This window comes from Klebsiella sp. KTE92 (assembly GCF_000398905.1).
Taxonomy (GTDB): Bacteria; Pseudomonadota; Gammaproteobacteria; order Enterobacterales; family Enterobacteriaceae; genus Klebsiella; species Klebsiella variicola.
This window is the reverse complement of the sequence record NZ_KB976100.1, coordinates 633,613-650,875: the sequence shown is the minus strand read 5'-3', so window position 1 is coordinate 650,875 and position 17,263 is coordinate 633,613. Positions and strand designations below refer to the sequence as shown.

Below are 17,263 nucleotides of genomic sequence, written 5' to 3'. Positions count from 1 at the left end.
ATGCAAATCTGTTGCCCGCAGATTTTTGGCAAACGGCGGCATTCTGGAGAGATGTCGGATAAAAGTCAACTTAAAGCGGAGATTTTTAATGTCATTTTACGCCACTGGCGCATAACATGTGATTTTTACGCCAAAAAGATCAACAAACCTGGCTGAGAAAACGCTTGCGGACGGGAAAGAGTGTAAAACCTGGCGACGAAGCGCTAAAAAGTGGACCAAATGGTCAAAATTTACATTTCATTCACCAAAAACAGCATGAAGATTATTATTTATAGCTATCAAAACGTAAAACACACACCAAACTCATAAAAATAAAAAAGGGCAACAATATATTGCCCCTTGCATCAATAACTTATTGATTGCAATAACCACATCACGATGGGTAATAATCGTTATAAACTGTTCAAATCCAGCACATCACGCATGTCAAACAGACCATTTTTCTTGTCTTTCAGCCACAATGCAGAGCGAACCGCGCCATTAGCAAAGGTCATCCGGCTGGAGGCTTTATGGGTGATTTCAATACGCTCACCGATATCAGCAAACATCGCCGTATGCTCCCCGACGATATCGCCCGCACGGACGGTGGCGAAGCCAATGGTGCCCGGAACGCGTTCGCCGGTATGACCTTCACGACTGTAGACGGCGCATTCCTTCAGATCTTTGTTCAATGCTCCGGCGATCGCTTCGCCCATCGCCAGCGCGGTGCCTGACGGCGCATCCACTTTATGCCGGTGGTGCGCTTCGATAATTTCGATGTCGGTGTAGTCGCCCATCACCTTTGCCGCCTTCTCCAGCAGCTTTAACAGGACGTTGACGCCGACGCTAAAGTTAGCGGCGAAGACAATGGCAATCTCCTGCGCGGCGTCGCGAATCGCCTGCTTGCCAGCGTCGTCAAAACCGGTGGTGCCGATGACCATCCCTTTGCCGTGCTCACGGCAAAACGCCAGATGGTTCAGCGTGCCTTCCGGGCGGGTAAAATCGATCAACACGTCGAAATCATCTTTTACCGCCGTCAGGCTGCTCTGCACCGCGACGCCCGCTTTGCCGGCGCCCGCCAGCTCCCCGGCGTCGCTGCCCACCAGGCTTGACCCTTCGCGCTCCAGCGCCGCGCCCAGCGCCACGCCTTCCATCTGCAATGCAGCCTGAATTAACTGGCGTCCCATCCGGCCGCCCGCGCCGGCGATGGCCACGCGGATTTGTGCATCATGCATAGCTATTCTCTTTTGTTAACATTACGTAAATTGTTTTCAGAGTAACCAGCCCGTCAGCGGGCCGCTACTCAAAAACGCCGATAATTAGAAATTTATGACAAACGGCGGACGATATCAGTAAAAACTATACGATTGTGCTGAAATGCGTGCTTTGCGGGTGCTCTCTCGGAGACAATAATCGACGTTTTCGTCATCTGTCGGTTTCAAGAAATAAGATGCACTAAATCTGGCAAACTCGACCGACCAGCATTGAAATGCTGTGGAAACATTATACTTTCGGTAGAGCAGAAAGCCTTATGCCAGGATATAGCTGACCACCAGCTGCCCCTTCTTCATCTTTATCTGACTGATAACAATGTCGCCCAGCTCCGCCAGACGGGCGACGTGGGTGCCACCGCAGGGATAAGCGGGCAGTTCGCCGAAGCCCACCTGGCGCAAGCCATCAGCGAACGTCACCTGACGCGGTAAGTCCTGCGCCTGCCAGGCCTTCACCGGCGCCAGTAGCGCACTGGCGTCCGGCAGCGCGGCATTGTTCCTGCTGGTAAAGGTTATCCGCCCTTCGCCGGGCCAGTGGTGCGCTTTCACCGGTTGCCAGCCAAGCTGTTCGCCCGCCAGGCCAAGCAGGTGGCCGGCAGAATGCAGACGGGCATGCAGCTGTCTCGCGGAGGCATCAATTTTCATCTCCACGTCACCGAGGGGAAGCGCTTGCGACAGGATATGCAGCACGCTGTCGCCGCGCACAATAACCGTCTCAACCACCTGCCCAGCTATCCAGCCGCGGTCTGCCGGTTGACCGCCTCCTTGCGGGTGAAACAACGTCCGATCCAGTTCGATGGCGTAACGGCCATCCACTTCTGCGGTGCAGGCGATGATCTGGGCGCGCCCGTCGGTAGCATCGCTGGTGTAATAAACTCGTTCAGTCATGGTGATTCTCCTCTCTGTCCGACCAGTATATTGATAATATCGACAGCGATAATCCCACCACCCGCCAATGCACTTTTGCCCCGGGAGCACAAATGAATCTAAACCTCCTGCCGGACCTCGCCCTCTTCGTCCAGATTGTCGACCAGGGCAGCTTTTCCGCCGTCGCCCGCCAGAGCGGACTGACGCCCTCCGCCGTGAGCCGCAGCGTGTCGCGGCTGGAGCGGGAGATGGGCAGCAAGCTGCTGCATCGTACCACCCGCAAGCTGCGACTGAGCGATGCCGGGGAAACAGTGTATCAGCATGCCCAGCAGATGCTGGAAGCGGCGCGGCAGGCGATAGATTCCGCCAGCAGTCGCCAAACGGTCGCTCAGGGAAAGCTGACGCTCAGCGTACCGAAAGCCGTCGGCCGCTTTGTGATCCACCCGCTGATGATGGCGTTTTTCCATCGCTACCCGCAGGTGGACGTCTGCCTGCGGCTGGAAGATCGCCCTCTGGATTTTATCGATGACGGTATTGATTTGGCGCTGCGCATCACCGATACCCCTTCCCCTGGTCTGCATGGCAAACCGCTGATGCCAATCAGGCACGTTATCTGCGCCACTGAGCCCTATTTACAGCAACACGGTACGCCGTATACGCCGCAGGATCTGCGCGCGCATTGCTGCATTAGTCTTGGCGAAACGCCCGCCGACGCGCGCTGGAAGTTCCGCCGGGAAGGGAAAAGCGAAACAGTGCAAACCTACGGGCGGTACGCCGCCAACCATACCGCCGTCCGCCTCGACGCGGTTAAGCAGCATCTGGGCATTGGCAGCCTGCCGCTGTTTACCGCTCGCGAGGCGCTGGCGAAGGGCGATATCGTGCAGGTGCTGCCCGAGTGGGAATTCATCAGCAGCTACTCCGGCGACCTGTGGCTACTGTGGGCGGGAGATAAGCATATGCCCGCCAGGATGCGGGTGATGATTGATTATCTCAGCGAGACGGTGCCGGCGTTGAACGCAGGCAGCACAGAGCCAGCGAAATAATTGCAAACCACGGAATGATAACCCCCAACACAAACCAGATCCCGGAGCGGCCGATATCATGCATTCGCCGGCAGCCAACAGCCAGCAAGGGGAGCGCCATCAGCAGCAGCCAGAGCGCGGCAAAGGGAATGACAACAAAACTGAGGATACCGTATTGAGGGTTAACGCTGGTTGCCAGACACCAGGCCGCCAGCGGCATGGTGGCGATCAATACATTGATGAGAAAAAACGTCCAGAACTGCTGCCGGCTGGCGCGGCCACTAAAATTAAAGGTCTCTTTCCAGCCGCTCAAATACGCCTGTCCATAGGTCATTGCTTCTTTCCTTGAAAATCGAGTGATTTATCACGGCGCCAGGGCAATCACCTCCGCTGCCCAGCGCTGAAACCCTTCCACGTCGATATCGAGCGCCACCAGGGCGTTCGCCGGCTGACCCAGTCGTCCTTCGATATCCACCACCGTGGTGCCGGCGGTCCAGGTCCCCTGCGTCTCCACCGCCACAAAACACGGCTGGAGAGTGAACAGTTCCGGGCGCGCCAGCCACGCAATAGCGCAGAGATCGTGCATTCGCAAACCACTGCTCATGCTGCCGCTGCGATAGTGGCTAAACAGAGCATGAAGCATTTTACCGGTCTGGTTCAGCGTCGGTAGGGTCGCCAGGTAATCTGCCGCCAGCAGCGCCCGGTTGGTGACGTCCAGCCCGCACATCACAATCTCCAGCCCGCTGTGGAAGACTTTCGCGGCGGCTTCCGGGTCGATAGCAATATTGAATTCCGCATTCGGCGTGAAGTTGCCGCGGCCCGCCGAGCCGCCCATGATCACCAGCCGGCGAATGTTGAACACGCATTCCGGGTACTGGGTCAGCAGCAGCGCTATATTGGTCAGCGGGCCAATCGCCACCAGAGTAATCGGCTCGGCAGCGTGCATCAATGCATCGCGGATCGCCTGGAAGGCCGGCTTCGCCAGCGGCTGACGTTGATGCTCAACAAAGTCATACCCCTCCATGCCGGATTCGCCATGCACCGAGGCGGCGTCGCGCAACGGACGCACCAGCGGCATCGACGCCCCTTGCGCCAGCGGCACATCGGCATTCCAGAAGTGCAGCAGCTGCAGCGCGTTACGGGTCGTCTTCTCCACCGAAACGTTGCCCGCCACGGTGGTCATCAGTTGCAGCTCCAGCTCGGGCGCGAACAGCGCCGCGGCAATGGCGGCAGCATCGTCGATGCCCGGGTCAGTATCAAGAATGATCGGTAAGCGCATGGTTTCTCCCTAAAAAAAATGCCAGACGTTAAGTCTGGCATCTTCTCATACTGCTGGAGGAAAGAACTTACTCTACTTCACGGACATCCACACGCAGCTCTTTCGGCACTTCAAAGACGATATTCTCTTCCCGGCCTTCCAGTGGCACGGCTTCGCCGCCGCCCAGCTCCTGCAGGCGGGTAATGACGTTCTGCACCAGAATATCCGGCGCCGATGCGCCCGCCGTCACGCCGACACAGGCCGCATCCTTGACCCACGCTTCCTGGATATCGGAGGCGTCGTCAATCAGGTAAGCCGCTTTGCCCATCCGCTGCGCCAGCTCGGCGAGGCGGTTAGAGTTGGAGGAGTTTTTCGACCCGACCACCAGCACCACGTCAGCCTGCTCCGCCAGCGCGCGCACGGCTTCCTGACGGTTAGTGGTGGCATAGCAAATGTCGTCTTTGCGCGGGCCGACGATTTTCGGGAAACGCGCGCGCAGGGCGTCAATAACGTCAGACGTATCGTCGACGGAGAGCGTGGTCTGGGTCATAAACGACAGCCGGGCGTCGTTTTTGACTTCCAGCTTGAGAACGTCTTCCGGCGATTCGACCAGGTACATGCCCCCTTGCGGGTTATTGTACTGCCCCATAGTGCCTTCGACTTCCGGGTGGCCGGCATGGCCAATCAGAATCGACTCTTCGCCGCGGCGGCTGGCGCGGGCGACTTCCATATGGACTTTGGTCACCAGCGGACAGGTGGCGTCGAACACCGTCAGGTCGCGGCTCTTCGCTTCATTCCGTACCGCCTGCGATACGCCGTGAGCGGAGAAAATCAGGATCGCGCCGTCAGGCACTTCGCTGATCTGTTCGATAAAAATGGCGCCGCGCTTGCGCAGGCTATCCACCACATAGCGGTTGTGCACCACTTCATGGCGAACATAAATCGGTGCGCCATACAGCGTCAGCGCGTTTTCTACAATGCTGATAGCGCGGTCAACGCCAGCGCAAAAACCGCGCGGGTTAGCCAACAGGATCTGCATGTTACTCCTCCAGCGCCGGATCGATCTCCAGCACTTCAATATCAAAATGAACGGTGCGCCCGGCCAGCGGATGGTTGAAGTCGACGGTGATGGAATCGCCGTTCACTTCGCGGATCACGCCAGGCATTTCGCTGCCATCCATTGCGGTAAAGAGCATAATCGCGCCGATTTCCGGTTCGCCAGCGTCGATAAACTCACGGCGAGAGAAATACTGAATCAGGTCCGGGCTGGGTACGCCAAAGGCGGCGTCAGGCTCCAGCGAAAAGGCCTTTTTCTCCCCCTCTTTCAGACCGAGAAGCTGTTGCTCCAGCCCTTCAGACAGAGAGGTGTCGCCGAGGCGAAACAGCGCCGGTTTGCCGTTGCTGCGGGTGGACTCGGCGGTGGAGCCGTCGTCCAGTTTCAGTGTGAAGTGCACCAGTACCGCGCTGTTGCTCTGTACGGATTTAGACATGCAAATTGCTCGCTTGTTTTAGGTCACCGGTTGCCCGGTGGCGCTATGCTAACCGGACCGACGGGCGGCCACAAATTCTGTAGGCCGGGTAAGCGTAGCGCCACCCGGCATTGACATTTACGCCTGCTCTTTCGCGGTCGGTTTCGGCAAGAAACCTTCCAGCACAATCAGCGCTGCGCCGATGCAGATCGCACTATCGGCGAGGTTGAAGGTGGCGAAATGCCAGTCGCCGACGTAGAAGTCGATCATATCGACCACGAAGCCGTGCCACAGGCGATCGAACAAGTTACCCAGCGCACCGCCGATAATCAGGGCGTAGGCAATATTGTTCAGCTTTTGCGTCGCCTTCGAACGGTACATCAGTACCGTCAGCACCACACAAATGCCGATCGCGATCCCGGAAAAGAACCAGCGCTGCCAGCCGCCGCTGTCGGCGAGGAAACTAAACGCCGCGCCATAGTTGCGGGCATAATGCAGATTAAGCGACGGGAACAGCGGAACCGTCTCCCCCAGAGCGAAGTTCTGGAGGATCAGGAATTTGCTACCCAGATCGATAATCAGCACGGCTACGACGACCCACAGCCAGCGTAGCCCCGTTGAACAGATCGATTTACTCATCAGGCGAATTTACGTTGCTCGCCGTTACCGGCGACGTTGCTCACACAGCGACCGCAGATTTCTGCGTGTTCCGCTACCTTGCCGACGTCACTGGTGTAATGCCAGCAGCGTGGGCACTTCTCGCCCTCGGCTTTACTCAGGACCACTTTCAGCCCTTTCAGCAGATCGCTCTGCCAGGCATCAGCCGGCGCCTGCGCATAATCGGCAACGTTGGCGCCGGAGGTCAACAGGACAAATCGTAATTCATCGCCCAGCGCGTTGAGCTTGGCCGCCAGGTCGGCATCGGCATACAGCGTGACCGCTGCTTCCAGAGAGCCACCGACTTTCTTATCCGCACGCGCTTGCTCGATCACCTTGTTGACTTCGCCGCGCACCTTGAGCAATTCATCCCAGAAACCGTCGTTCATCGCTTCATCGTCGGCCAGGCCGAACAGACCTTCATACCACTCGCCGGTGAAGACATATTTCTCACGATCGCCCGGCAGGTAGCCCCAGATTTCGTCCGCGGTGAAGGACATGATCGGCGCCATCCAGCGCACCAGCGCTTCCACGATATGGAACAGCGCGGTCTGGCAGCTGCGACGCGCCACGCTGTCCGCTTTCGCGGTGTACTGGCGGTCTTTGATGATGTCGAGGTAGAACGAGCCCATTTCGATGGAGCAGAAGCGCATCAGGCGCTGTACCACTTCATGGAAATCGTAGGATTCGTAGGCTTTCAGGATATCTTCCTGTGCCGCCTGCGCGCAGCCGACTGCCCAGCGGTCCAGCACCACCATCTCTTCCGGTTTAACCATGTCTTTCGCTGGATCGAAACCGTTCAGGTTCGCCAGCAGGAAGCGCGCGGTGTTACGGATACGACGATAGCTGTCCGCGGCGCGTTTGAGGATCTCATCGGAGACCGCCATTTCGCCGGTGTAGTCGGTGGAAGCCACCCACAGACGCAGGATATCGGCGCCCAGCTTGTTCATCACGTCCTGCGGGCTAACGGTGTTACCGATAGACTTGGACATTTTGCGGCCCTGGCCATCGACGGTGAAGCCGTGGGTCAGTACCTGGCGATATGGCGCTTTGCCTTTCATCGCCGTGGAGATCATCAGTGAAGACATGAACCAGCCGCGATGCTGGTCAGAGCCTTCCAGATACATGTCCGCGGCGTGACCGGCGAATTCCGGACGCACATCAACCACGGAAGAGTGGGTCGACCCGGAGTCAAACCACACGTCGAGGGTATCCGGCACTTTCTCGTAGCTGTCGGCGTCATCGCCAAGGATGTCGCGGGAATCGAGATCCCACCACGCCTGGATGCCGTCAACTTCAACGCGTTTCGCCACTTCTTCCATCAGTTCGAGGGTACGCGGGTGCAGTTCGTGGGTTTCTTTGTGCACGAACAGCGACATCGGCACGCCCCAGGTACGCTGACGGGAGATACACCAGTCAGGGCGGTTAGCGACCATCGATTCGATACGCGCCTGGCCCCAGTCCGGGATCCACTGCACGCCTTTGATCTCTTTCAGCGATTGCGCGCGCAGGCCTTTCTGATCCATGCTGACGAACCACTGCGGGGTGGCGCGGAAGATGATCGGCGATTTGTGTCGCCAGCAGCACGGATAGCTGTGCTGCATTTTTTCCACGTGCAGCAGCGCGCCGCTGTCACGCAGCATCTCAACGATGATGTCGTTGGCTTTGAAGACGTTGATGCCATCCAGAGACGGATAGGTACCAGGCAGGTAAGCACCGTCCGGGCCAACCGGGTTGGCGATTTCCAGACCGTATTTCTGGCTGATGGTGTAGTCGTCCGGACCGTGGCCGCCGGCGGTATGCACCGCGCCGGTACCCGCGTCCAGCGTCACGTGGTCGCCAAGGATCGCCGGCACGTCGAAATCGAGGAACGGATGCTGGAAGCGCATCAGTTCAAGTTCTGAACCTTGTACCGCCGCCAGGATACGGTAATCCGTAACGCCAACGCGCTTCATTACGCTCTCAACCAGGTCTTTCGCCAGGATCAGCGCCTGACCGTCAACCTGCACCAGCGCGTAGTCGAATTCCGGCGACAGAGAGATGGCACGGTTAGCCGGCAGGGTCCATGGCGTGGTGGTCCAGATAACCAGGGAAACCGGGCCGTTGACGTCGGCTACGCCGAATTTCGCCAGTACCGCGGCTTTGTCTACCGCGTGGAACGCCACATCGATAGACGGAGAGGTTTTGTCGTAATACTCCACTTCCGCTTCCGCCAGCGCGGAACGGCAGTCAACGCACCAGTGCACCGGCTTAGCGCCTTTATGCAGATGACCGTTGCCGATGATTTTACCCAGCGCACGGATAATGTTGGCTTCGGTTTTGAAGTCCATGGTCAGGTACGGACGCGACCAGTCGCCCAGCACGCCCAGGCGGATAAAGTCTTTACGCTGACCGTCGATCTGCTCCGCGGCATATTCGCGGCACTTGGCGCGGAATTCTGCGGCGGTGAATTTCTCACCCGGCTTGCCGTATTGTTGCTCGACTTTCAGTTCGATCGGCAGACCGTGGCAGTCCCAGCCCGGAACGTACGGCGAGTCATAGCCCGTCAGTCCTTTGGACTTAACGATAATGTCTTTCAGAATCTTGTTAACCGAGTGACCAATATGAATGCTGCCATTCGCATAAGGAGGGCCATCATGCAGAATGAAGGTTTTTTTGCCTTTTTTGGCTGCACGAATGATGCCGTACAGGTCATCATCGGTCCAACGCGCCAGCATTCCCGGTTCGCGTTTGGCGAGGTCGCCACGCATAGGGAACCCTGTTTCCGGCAAATTCAGGGTCGATTTATAGTCACTCATCAGATTCTCGGTTCCGTATTTCGGTTTGATAAACACCAGCGGCTCAGGCCTGGCTGGTCAGCCCAAATAATTCGCGGGCCGTTAACTCATCACGTGCGATTTGCGCCTTCAGCTCGTCCAGCGACGCAAACCGCTGCTCGTTACGTATCTTTTTACGCAGTACTACATTGATATGGCGACCGTAGAGGTCCATTACAACGTCCAACAGATGTACTTCAAGCTGCTGACGCACGCCCGCGACCGTTGGACGGGTGCCAATATTGGCGACGCCCGCTATGGGTTTGTCGCCCAGCCCTGTCACTTCTACCGCATAGACCCCTTTAACCGGGGAAACCTGACGACGCAGCGGTAAGTTCGCCGTCGGAAAACCTATGGTACGGCCCAGTTCATCACCATGAACGACGCGTCCGGAGATGCTAAACGGATGGCCCAGCAGCGTCTCCGCCAGCAGGAGATCGTCATCCGCCAGCGCCTGACGCACCGCCGTACTGCTGATACGCACCCCACCTTCGCAGAAAGTCTGGGTGCTGGTCACGTCGAAGCCGTATTCCGCTCCGGCCTTTTGTAATAACAAGAAATCCCCCTGGCGACCAGCGCCAAAGCGGAAATCATCACCGACGGCAAGGAACTGCACACCCAGGCGGCGCACCAGCAGTTCGCTGATAAAATCCTGCGCCGTCAGCGCGGCGAAACGGCGGTCAAAGCGAACGCACAGCACATAGTCGACCCCGCTTTCAGCCAGATAGCCCAGCTTTTCACGCAGGCGGGTCAACCGCGCCGGGGCTTTATCGGCGGCAAAGAGCTCCAGCGGCTGGGGTTCGAAAATCATCACCACCACCGGTAAACCGCGCTGGCGGCCCTCTTCGCGCAAGCGCTGCAGCAGTGCCTGATGCCCACGATGCACGCCGTCAAAATTACCAATGGTCAGCACGCACCCGTGCGGGGCCTGACTGAGATTATGTATGCCGCGTATCAGCTTCATGTCTGGCTCAAAACAGTGAAAATCGTCCGAGTATACCTTGTACAACTGTCAACGTTAACCAGCGATTGCACCTCGGCAACGAAAGTTCTCAGGAATTCATTCACTCAGCGCGAGAAAGCGGGAAAACTGGCCGCGCCCGGCGATTTTTATGGTGGAAAAGCTGTATTCGCCTGCAACAAGCTGGTAGAATCTTGCGCCATCACTACGTAATGAAGCGCTGTGGTGTTAAACGGCGCTTATTTGCACAAATCCATTGACAAAAGAAGGCTAAACGGGCATATTCCTCGGCCTTTGAATTGTCCATATAGAACACATTTGGGAGTTGGACCTTGGCTAATATCAAATCAGCTAAGAAGCGCGCCGTTCAGTCTGAAAAGGCTCGCAAGCACAACGCAAGCCGTCGCTCTATGATGCGTACTTTCATCAAGAAAGTATACGCAGCTATCGAAGCTGGCGACAAAGCTGCTGCACAGAAAGCATTTAACGAAATGCAACCAATCGTGGACCGTCAGGCTGCTAAAGGTCTGATCCACAAAAACAAAGCTGCGCGTCATAAAGCAAACCTGACTGCACAGATCAACAAACTGGCTTAATCGCCTGCTTGCTGAACTTTGTTAAAGAAACCCGCGAAAGCGGGTTTTTTTATGCCCGCCATCTTCCCCCGCTAACGCGCGCTGGCGCGGCCAGCGCCACGCCAGCCCACGCCGGCAGGCTATCGGGGTTCGGTAAACAGTGACGAGTAATCGCGATTACAGATGCGCTGAACCGCGGGATGCTGAATCATTCGCTCGGCAAAAATAGCGTGATACTCCTCCATCACGCTATCCATGCGGCCAATTTCGATAATCGATTCGTCATAGTAGAAATCATGCGCATAGAGCGTCGGCGCGACAAATATCGCATTATGCGCGGCGCCGAAGGCTTTCATGAGCGCCGCATCGTCAAATTCGCCGAGGATCTCCACCTTCAGGCCCTGCACGTTAATCCAGTTCAGCAGTTTACGCCCCAGCATCGAACGCCGACCGGGGATCAGCAGCCGCCGCTCTTCCAGACAGGCCGGAAACGGCTTCGTCGGCGCCGGATTCATGCACCAGAAGCTGACGCTGCACTCGCCAATCTTCACCGAAAATAGCCCTTCCTGCTGTGTCGAGTCGATCGGACAGTCAGAGATAATCATATCGAGCTTATGCTGGCTCAGTTGCTCCAGCAGCAGCTCATGGGTGGATTCAAAACAGCGCAGATGGATCTGCTCACTCTCAACGACGGCGGCATCCAGCACGCCGCTGACCAGCCGCTTGGATAACGCATCAGCGACGCCGACATCAAACAGCAGATTCGACTCTTTGCGGTAGTTGACGATGTCGAGCATCTCCTGGCTGAGGGTAAACATGCGGTCGGCATAGCGGAAGACCAGCTCGCCCAGCTCACTCGGCTCCAGTCCCCTTCCTTTTCGCTTAAACAACTTACCCTGCAGGCGCTCTTCCAGGGCTTTGATCTGCCCGGTAATCGTCTGCGGCGTCAGAAACAGCGCCTCCGCCGCGCCAACGACGGACCCTTCTTTATACACGTGCCAGAAGTAGTACAGATGGTTGTAGTTGATATGTGACATGCTTCTCTCCCTGATAATGTCCAGGAGAGCCACGCAGGCTCTCCTGCAGAAAGGTTATACCGCGAGGCGAGTCTCCGTCACGCGCTGACGCAGTATGAGATATCCGATGACTGCTGATAGCACTGAGCCAATCAGGATGCCAAGCTTGGCCCAGTTGATCAACGCGGGGTCGACGCTGCCGAAGGCCAGAGTGGCGATGAAAATCGACATCGTAAAGCCAATCCCACACAGAATACCCACCGCCATGATCTGCTTGCAGGTGGTCCCCTCCGGCAGCGAGGCCCACTTCAGCTTCAGCGCCAGCCAGCAGAACAGGCTGATCCCCAGCGGCTTGCCGATAAACAGCCCGGCCATAATGCCCAGCGGCAGAAGCGACGTCAGTCCGGCCAGGGTGACTCCCTGCAGCGAAACGCCAGCGTTGGCGAAGGCGAACAGCGGCAGGATCATAAACGCGACCCACGGGTGCAGGACATGCTCAAGCGCTTTGGCCGGTGACTTGCCATGCTTTTCCTCGAGCGGGATCATAAAGCCGACGATCACCCCGGCAAGGGTCGCATGAACGCCAGACTTCAGCACCGCCGTCCACAGCACCGCGCCAACCAGAATATAGATCCCGGTACGCCGCACGCCGCTGAGGTTCAGGGCCACCAGCACCGCAATTGCCGCCGCCGCCACGCCCAGCGAAAGCATGGACAGGTCGTGGGTATAAAACAGCGCGATAATCACGATAGCCCCGAGGTCATCAATAATCGCCAGCGCCATCAGGAAAATCTTCAGCGCCGTCGGTACCCGGCTACCTAACAGCGCCAGCACACCGAGCGCAAAGGCAATATCCGTCGCCGCGGGGATCGCCCACCCCTCTCTGGCGACAGGATCCTGGGCGTTAAAAGCCAGATAGACCAGGGCCGGCACAATCATCCCGCCGAGCGCGGCAATCACTGGAAACACCGCCTGACGACGGCTCGCCAGCGACCCCTGAATCAGCTCACGTTTGACCTCCAGGCCAATCAGTAAAAAAAACACCGCCATCAGGGCATCATTGATCCATAACAGCATGTTTTTATTGATCTCCAGCGCCCCGACTCGCAGCTGAACTGGCGTCTCCAGGAAGGAGTGATACAGACCGCTGGTCACGCTGGTATTGGCCATCACCATCGCCAGCGCGGCGGCAATGATTAAGACAATGCCGCCGGAAGCATCGCTACTAAAGAATCGTTGCAGATGTTTCACTTTTACTTTCATCCTGTTGGTGAATAACTCGATAAAAGCATAATACACACACTGATAACTCGAAAAAATCAGATTTAAATTGCTTTAAAGTTCGTTTTTTACGAATAAAAGAGGAGGCGTAAGGCAAAAAAAGCCCGGGCAGCAAGGCCCGGGCCGGATATCAGGAAAAGCGGAATTAGCGGGTCAGGTCGTCGAAGAACTTCTTCACACCGTCGAAGAAGCTTTTCGAACGCGGGCTGTTGTTTTCCCCGGTCGGGCCGCCGAAGCTCTCCTGCAGCTCTTTCAGCAGCTGCTTCTGCTTCTCGTTCAGCCCTACCGGCGTCTCCACCACCACGCGGCACAGCAGATCGCCCTGGGCGCCGCCGCGAACGGATTTCACACCTTTGCCGCGCATGCGGAACAGCTTGCCGGTCTGGGTTTCACCCGGCACTTTCAGACTGACGCGACCGTCGAGCGTCGGCACTTCAATCTCACCACCCAGCGCCGCCATCGTGAAGTTGATCGGGACTTCGCAGTACAGGTTATTACCTTCACGCTCAAAGATAGCGTGCTGCTTCACCTGGACCTGTACGTACAGATCGCCTGCCGGTGCGCCATGCTCGCCAGCTTCGCCTTCGCCCGCCAGACGGATCCGATCGCCGGTGTCCACACCTGCCGGAATTTTAACCGACAAGGTTTTCGTTTTCTCTACACGCCCATGACCATGACATTTGTTGCATGGATCTTTAATCAGCGTACCGCGTCCCTGACAGTGCGGACAGGTCTGCTGTACCGCAAAGAAGCCCTGACGCATCTGCACCTGGCCTGCACCATGACAGGTCGGACAGGTCTGCGGCTTGCTGCCGGCCTTGGCGCCGCTGCCGTGACAGACGTCGCACTCTTCCAGCGTCGGAATACGGATCTCTTTGGTGACGCCGCGCACCGCTTCTTCCAGCGTCAGCTCCATGTTGTAACGGAGATCGGCGCCGCGCGCCGCGCGCTGACGACCACGTCCGCCGCCAAAGATATCGCCGAAAACATCGCCAAAGATATCGCTGAAATCCGCACCGCCGCCAAAACCGCCGCCGCCGCCCATGCCGCCCTGTTCGAAGGCCGCGTGGCCGTACTGATCGTAGGCCGCACGCTTCTGGGCATCAGTCAGGATTTCATACGCTTCTTTGATTTCTTTAAATTTGGCTTCGGCCTCTTTATCACCCTGGTTGCGGTCCGGGTGATACTTCATGGCCAGGCGCTTGTAAGCCTTTTTGATTTCACGCTCTTCCGCTGTTTTGGAGACGCCTAAAATCTCGTAGTAATCTTGCTTTGCCATCGGTGTTTTTCAGCCCCTTAACATGCGTGCACGGGCGGAGAGGAAACCTCTTCGCCCGTGCCAGTGTTTTACCCGTTCAAAGGGCGATTATTTTTTATCTTTCACTTCTTCGAACTCAGCGTCGACAACATCGTCGTCTTTCGCGTTGCTCGCCTGAGCGTCAGCGGAACCCGCCTGCTGCTGAGCGTGCTGCTGCTGAGCAATTTCCATCAGCTTCTGAGAAGCCTGCGCCAGCGCCTGCATTTTCGCTTCGATATCCGCTTTGTCTTCGCCTTTCAGGGAAGTTTCCAGCGCGGTCAGCGCAGACTCAATAGCGGTTTTGTCATCAGCCGGCAGTTTATCGCCTGCTTCTTCAACCTGCTTACGAGTGCTGTGCAGCAGATGGTCACCCTGGTTACGGGTCTGTACCAGCTCTTCGAACTTACGGTCAGATTCGGCGTTAGCTTCTGCTTCGCGAACCATTTTCTGAATTTCTTCTTCATTCAGACCGGAAGACGCCTTGATGGTGATCTTCTGCTCTTTACCGCTGTTTTTGTCTTTCGCGGAAACGTGCAGGATACCGTCAGCATCGATGTCGAAGGTGACTTCGATCTGCGGCATACCGCGCGGCGCCGGGTTAATACCATCCAGGTTGAACTGACCCAGTGATTTGTTATCAGACGCGCGTTTACGCTCACCCTGCAGCACATGGATGGTTACCGCAGACTGGTTGTCTTCTGCAGTAGAGAACACCTGGCTGTGCTTGGTCGGGATAGTGGTGTTTTTGTTGATAAGCGCTGTCATCACGCCGCCCATGGTTTCGATACCCAGCGACAGCGGGGTTACGTCCAGCAGCAGAACGTCTTTCACATCACCCGTCAGTACACCACCCTGAACCGCTGCGCCGATCGCCACAGCTTCATCCGGGTTAACGTCTTTACGCGGCTCTTTACCGAAGAACTCAGCGACTTTTTTCTGCACCATCGGCATACGAGTCTGACCACCAACGAGGATCACGTCGTTGATATCGGAAACGGACAGACCGGCATCCTGCAGGGCCACTTTCAGCGGCTCGATGGAACGGTTAACCAGGTCTTCTACCAGGCTTTCCAGTTTCGCGCGAGTCACTTTGATATTCATATGTTTCGGACCGGTCGCATCTGCAGTGATATACGGCAGGTTAACGTCGGTCTGCTGAGCAGAAGACAGTTCAATCTTCGCTTTCTCAGCGGCTTCTTTCAGGCGCTGCATGGCCAGCGGGTCGTTACGCAGGTCAATGCCCTGATCTTTCTTGAACTCATCAACGAGGTAGTTGATCAGACGCGTATCGAAGTCTTCACCGCCCAGGTGGGTGTCACCGTTGGTCGCCAGTACTTCAAAGGTTTTCTCGCCGTCAACTTCGTCGATTTCGATAATAGAGATATCGAAAGTACCACCACCGAGGTCGTATACCGCGATAGTGCGGTTACCGACTTCTTTATCCAGACCGTAAGCCAGCGCGGCCGCGGTTGGTTCGTTGATGATACGTTTGACTTCCAGACCGGCGATACGGCCGGCATCTTTGGTTGCCTGACGCTGCGCATCGTTGAAGTAAGCCGGTACGGTGATAACCGCTTCAGTTACCGGTTCACCCAGGTAATCTTCAGCCGTTTTCTTCATTTTTTTCAGCACTTCAGCAGAGATCTGCGGCGGTGCAGTTTTGGTGCCTTTCACATCCAGCCATGCGTCGCCATTGTCTGCGGCAACAATTTTGTATGGCATGATAGAAACGTCACGCTGAACTTCTTCGTCCTGGAAGCGGCGGCCAATCAGGCGTTTAATCGCAAACAGGGTGTTTTGCGGGTTTGTCACTGCCTGACGTTTAGCCGGCTGACCAACCAGAGTTTCACCATCCTGGGTATAGGCAATGATAGAAGGCGTGGTGCGATCGCCTTCGGCGTTCTCCAGCACGCGCGCAGTAGTGCCATCCATAATCGCTACACAAGAGTTGGTAGTACCCAGGTCGATACCAATAATTTTACCCATCTAAACGTCTCCACTAAAAATTCGATCAACATGTGGTTGTGAACCTGTAATAAGGGCGAAACGTGCGGTTTCAACTGCCCAGACATCATTTTTTTTCAGGTTCTTCACTGCGGTTGACTACAAGATGGGGTCGCCCACCCCGGCATCAAGGGGCAAGCCTAAAAATTTTTTGCACCGTGCCCCGACCTGAGTCGTGAAAAGCGTCCCGAGCGACATTGTCAGGCGCCAAAAGAGGCAGCGAAATACATATATAAATGATGAATGTGAAAACAAAATATATTCATAATATCATTGACATAACCCGCAATACTTGCGCGCTAATGGCCCCACGCCCCTGGTGATAATATCCCTCGCCGTCGCACTTTACTTATTCAGGGGACATATTGATGAAACCACTATTCCGGATTTCCGCGGGGCTTATCCTCGGCTTATCGTTTATCACCTCGGCGGCCGCCAACGACCATAAAATCCTCGGTGTGGTAGCCATGCCGCGCAATGAAACCAACGACCTGACGCTGAAACTCCCGGTCTGTCGGGTCGTCAAACGCATTCAGCTCAGCGCCGAGCGCGGCGATGTACAGCTCTCCGGGGCGACGGTCTACTTTAAGGCCAGCCGCGGCGCCAGCCATACGCTGAACGTCCCCGCCGGGATAAAAGAGGGCAGCACCTCCGGCTGGATCAACATCAATAGCGATAACGACAGCAAACGCTGTGTGAAGAAAATCGCCTTCTCCGGCCACACGGTCCACTCCTCAGATATGGCCTCATTAAAAATTATCGGCGACGACTAACCTCGTTATCCTGAGGA

General features: G+C 56.6%; 16 protein-coding genes and 1 pseudogene. 3 read left to right on the top strand and 14 right to left on the bottom strand.

Features of this window, described 5'->3' with window-relative positions; translation table 11 throughout:
- Nucleotides 1–392: 392 nt before the first annotated feature.
- Together dapB and A1WC_RS21875 are read right to left on the bottom strand one after the other, a co-directional pair.
- Complete coding sequence (gene dapB / locus A1WC_RS21870) at nucleotides 393–1,214, bottom strand: 4-hydroxy-tetrahydrodipicolinate reductase (protein WP_008807487.1); 822 nt, start codon at nucleotides 1,212–1,214, stop codon at nucleotides 393–395.
- 294 nt (nucleotides 1,215–1,508) lie between these two features.
- Nucleotides 1,509–2,138, bottom strand: coding sequence for a hypothetical protein (locus tag A1WC_RS21875; protein WP_016160278.1), 630 nt, complete (start codon nucleotides 2,136–2,138; stop codon nucleotides 1,509–1,511).
- A gap of 92 nt (nucleotides 2,139–2,230) precedes the next feature.
- Here A1WC_RS21875 and A1WC_RS21880 point away from each other — a divergent pair, with 92 nt between their 5' ends.
- Nucleotides 2,231–3,160 carry a LysR family transcriptional regulator gene (locus A1WC_RS21880; RefSeq protein WP_008807489.1) on the top strand — a complete coding sequence of 310 codons (930 nt, stop codon included), beginning with the start codon at nucleotides 2,231–2,233 and terminating at the stop codon, nucleotides 3,158–3,160.
- Here A1WC_RS21880 and A1WC_RS21885 read toward each other — a convergent pair.
- The 8 genes and pseudogenes from A1WC_RS21885 to A1WC_RS28500 form a co-directional block, all read right to left on the bottom strand.
- Entirely contained in the window at nucleotides 3,108–3,473 is a 366-nt protein-coding gene (locus A1WC_RS21885; RefSeq protein ID WP_016160277.1) for a DUF805 domain-containing protein, read from the bottom strand. The two genes, A1WC_RS21880 and A1WC_RS21885, sit on opposite strands and share 53 nt — an antisense overlap.
- Nucleotides 3,474–3,503: 30 nt before the next feature.
- Nucleotides 3,504–4,418, bottom strand: a complete 915-nt coding sequence (gene rihC, locus A1WC_RS21890) for a ribonucleoside hydrolase RihC (RefSeq protein ID WP_008807491.1) — start codon at nucleotides 4,416–4,418, stop codon at nucleotides 3,504–3,506.
- A gap of 67 nt (nucleotides 4,419–4,485) precedes the next feature.
- Entirely contained in the window at nucleotides 4,486–5,436 is a 951-nt protein-coding gene (gene ispH, locus A1WC_RS21895) for a 4-hydroxy-3-methylbut-2-enyl diphosphate reductase (protein ID WP_002887979.1), read from the bottom strand.
- A 1-nt stretch (nucleotide 5,437) separates the two neighbouring features.
- On the bottom strand, nucleotides 5,438–5,887 hold the full coding sequence (fkpB, locus tag A1WC_RS21900) for an FKBP-type peptidyl-prolyl cis-trans isomerase (RefSeq protein WP_002887976.1): 450 nt from the start codon (nucleotides 5,885–5,887) through the stop codon (nucleotides 5,438–5,440).
- 117 nt (nucleotides 5,888–6,004) lie between these two features.
- Nucleotides 6,005–6,505 (bottom strand): signal peptidase II, encoded by a 501-nt coding sequence (gene lspA, locus A1WC_RS21905; protein ID WP_008807492.1) that lies wholly within the window; start codon nucleotides 6,503–6,505, stop codon nucleotides 6,005–6,007.
- Nucleotides 6,505–9,321, bottom strand: coding sequence for an isoleucine--tRNA ligase (ileS, locus tag A1WC_RS21910; protein WP_032691334.1), 2,817 nt, complete (start codon nucleotides 9,319–9,321; stop codon nucleotides 6,505–6,507). Before ileS ends, lspA begins: the two co-directional genes overlap by 1 nt.
- Nucleotides 9,322–9,364: 43 nt before the next feature.
- Nucleotides 9,365–10,303, bottom strand: a complete 939-nt coding sequence (gene ribF / locus A1WC_RS21915) for a bifunctional riboflavin kinase/FAD synthetase (protein ID WP_008807494.1) — start codon at nucleotides 10,301–10,303, stop codon at nucleotides 9,365–9,367.
- Between the two features lie 7 nt (nucleotides 10,304–10,310).
- Nucleotides 10,311–10,516 (bottom strand): annotated as a pseudogene (locus A1WC_RS28500) (DUF2575 domain-containing protein); the annotation flags it as partial.
- Nucleotides 10,517–10,632: 116 nt separating this feature from the next.
- Here A1WC_RS28500 and rpsT point away from each other — a divergent pair.
- Nucleotides 10,633–10,896 (top strand): 30S ribosomal protein S20, encoded by a 264-nt coding sequence (rpsT, locus tag A1WC_RS0124885; RefSeq protein ID WP_002887965.1) that lies wholly within the window; start codon nucleotides 10,633–10,635, stop codon nucleotides 10,894–10,896.
- Nucleotides 10,897–11,015: 119 nt separating this feature from the next.
- Here the strand turns inward: rpsT and nhaR are convergent, their stop codons facing one another.
- The 4 genes from nhaR to dnaK all read right to left on the bottom strand — a co-directional run bounded on the left by nhaR (nucleotide 11,016) and on the right by dnaK (nucleotide 16,455).
- Nucleotides 11,016–11,912: a transcriptional activator NhaR gene (nhaR, locus tag A1WC_RS21920; protein ID WP_008807495.1), complete on the bottom strand. Its 897-nt coding sequence runs from the start codon at nucleotides 11,910–11,912 to the stop codon at nucleotides 11,016–11,018.
- A 54-nt stretch (nucleotides 11,913–11,966) separates the two neighbouring features.
- The gene (gene nhaA, locus A1WC_RS21925) at nucleotides 11,967–13,142 is read right to left on the bottom strand and encodes a Na+/H+ antiporter NhaA (RefSeq protein WP_008807496.1); all 1,176 of its coding nucleotides are present in this window, start codon (nucleotides 13,140–13,142) and stop codon (nucleotides 11,967–11,969) included.
- 175 nt (nucleotides 13,143–13,317) lie between these two features.
- Entirely contained in the window at nucleotides 13,318–14,451 is a 1,134-nt protein-coding gene (dnaJ, locus tag A1WC_RS21930) for a molecular chaperone DnaJ (RefSeq protein WP_008807497.1), read from the bottom strand.
- A gap of 87 nt (nucleotides 14,452–14,538) precedes the next feature.
- Nucleotides 14,539–16,455: a molecular chaperone DnaK gene (gene dnaK / locus A1WC_RS21935; protein ID WP_008807498.1), complete on the bottom strand. Its 1,917-nt coding sequence runs from the start codon at nucleotides 16,453–16,455 to the stop codon at nucleotides 14,539–14,541.
- A 386-nt stretch (nucleotides 16,456–16,841) separates the two neighbouring features.
- On the opposite strand from dnaK, the gene A1WC_RS21940 reads away from it, so the two are divergent.
- Nucleotides 16,842–17,246, top strand: a complete 405-nt coding sequence (locus tag A1WC_RS21940) for a DUF2541 family protein (protein ID WP_008807499.1) — start codon at nucleotides 16,842–16,844, stop codon at nucleotides 17,244–17,246.
- Nucleotides 17,247–17,263: the final 17 nt, after the last annotated feature.

Bases quoted from the DNA above. Each gene is read 5' to 3' on its own strand.
- dapB (WP_008807487.1), bottom strand. From the start codon at position 1,214: ATGCATGATGCACAAATCCGCGTGGCCATCGCCGGCGCGGGCGGCCGG.
- A1WC_RS21875 (WP_016160278.1), bottom strand. From the start codon at position 2,138: ATGACTGAACGAGTTTATTACACCAGCGATGCTACCGACGGGCGCGCC.
- A1WC_RS21880 (WP_008807489.1), top strand. From the start codon at position 2,231: ATGAATCTAAACCTCCTGCCGGACCTCGCCCTCTTCGTCCAGATTGTC.
- A1WC_RS21885 (WP_016160277.1), bottom strand. From the start codon at position 3,473: ATGACCTATGGACAGGCGTATTTGAGCGGCTGGAAAGAGACCTTTAAT.
- rihC (WP_008807491.1), bottom strand. From the start codon at position 4,418: ATGCGCTTACCGATCATTCTTGATACTGACCCGGGCATCGACGATGCT.
- ispH (WP_002887979.1), bottom strand. From the start codon at position 5,436: ATGCAGATCCTGTTGGCTAACCCGCGCGGTTTTTGCGCTGGCGTTGAC.
- fkpB (WP_002887976.1), bottom strand. From the start codon at position 5,887: ATGTCTAAATCCGTACAGAGCAACAGCGCGGTACTGGTGCACTTCACA.
- lspA (WP_008807492.1), bottom strand. From the start codon at position 6,505: ATGAGTAAATCGATCTGTTCAACGGGGCTACGCTGGCTGTGGGTCGTC.
- ileS (WP_032691334.1), bottom strand. From the start codon at position 9,321: ATGAGTGACTATAAATCGACCCTGAATTTGCCGGAAACAGGGTTCCCT.
- ribF (WP_008807494.1), bottom strand. From the start codon at position 10,303: ATGAAGCTGATACGCGGCATACATAATCTCAGTCAGGCCCCGCACGGG.
- nhaR (WP_008807495.1), bottom strand. From the start codon at position 11,912: ATGTCACATATCAACTACAACCATCTGTACTACTTCTGGCACGTGTAT.
- dnaJ (WP_008807497.1), bottom strand. From the start codon at position 14,451: ATGGCAAAGCAAGATTACTACGAGATTTTAGGCGTCTCCAAAACAGCG.
- dnaK (WP_008807498.1), bottom strand. From the start codon at position 16,455: ATGGGTAAAATTATTGGTATCGACCTGGGTACTACCAACTCTTGTGTA.
- A1WC_RS21940 (WP_008807499.1), top strand. From the start codon at position 16,842: ATGAAACCACTATTCCGGATTTCCGCGGGGCTTATCCTCGGCTTATCG.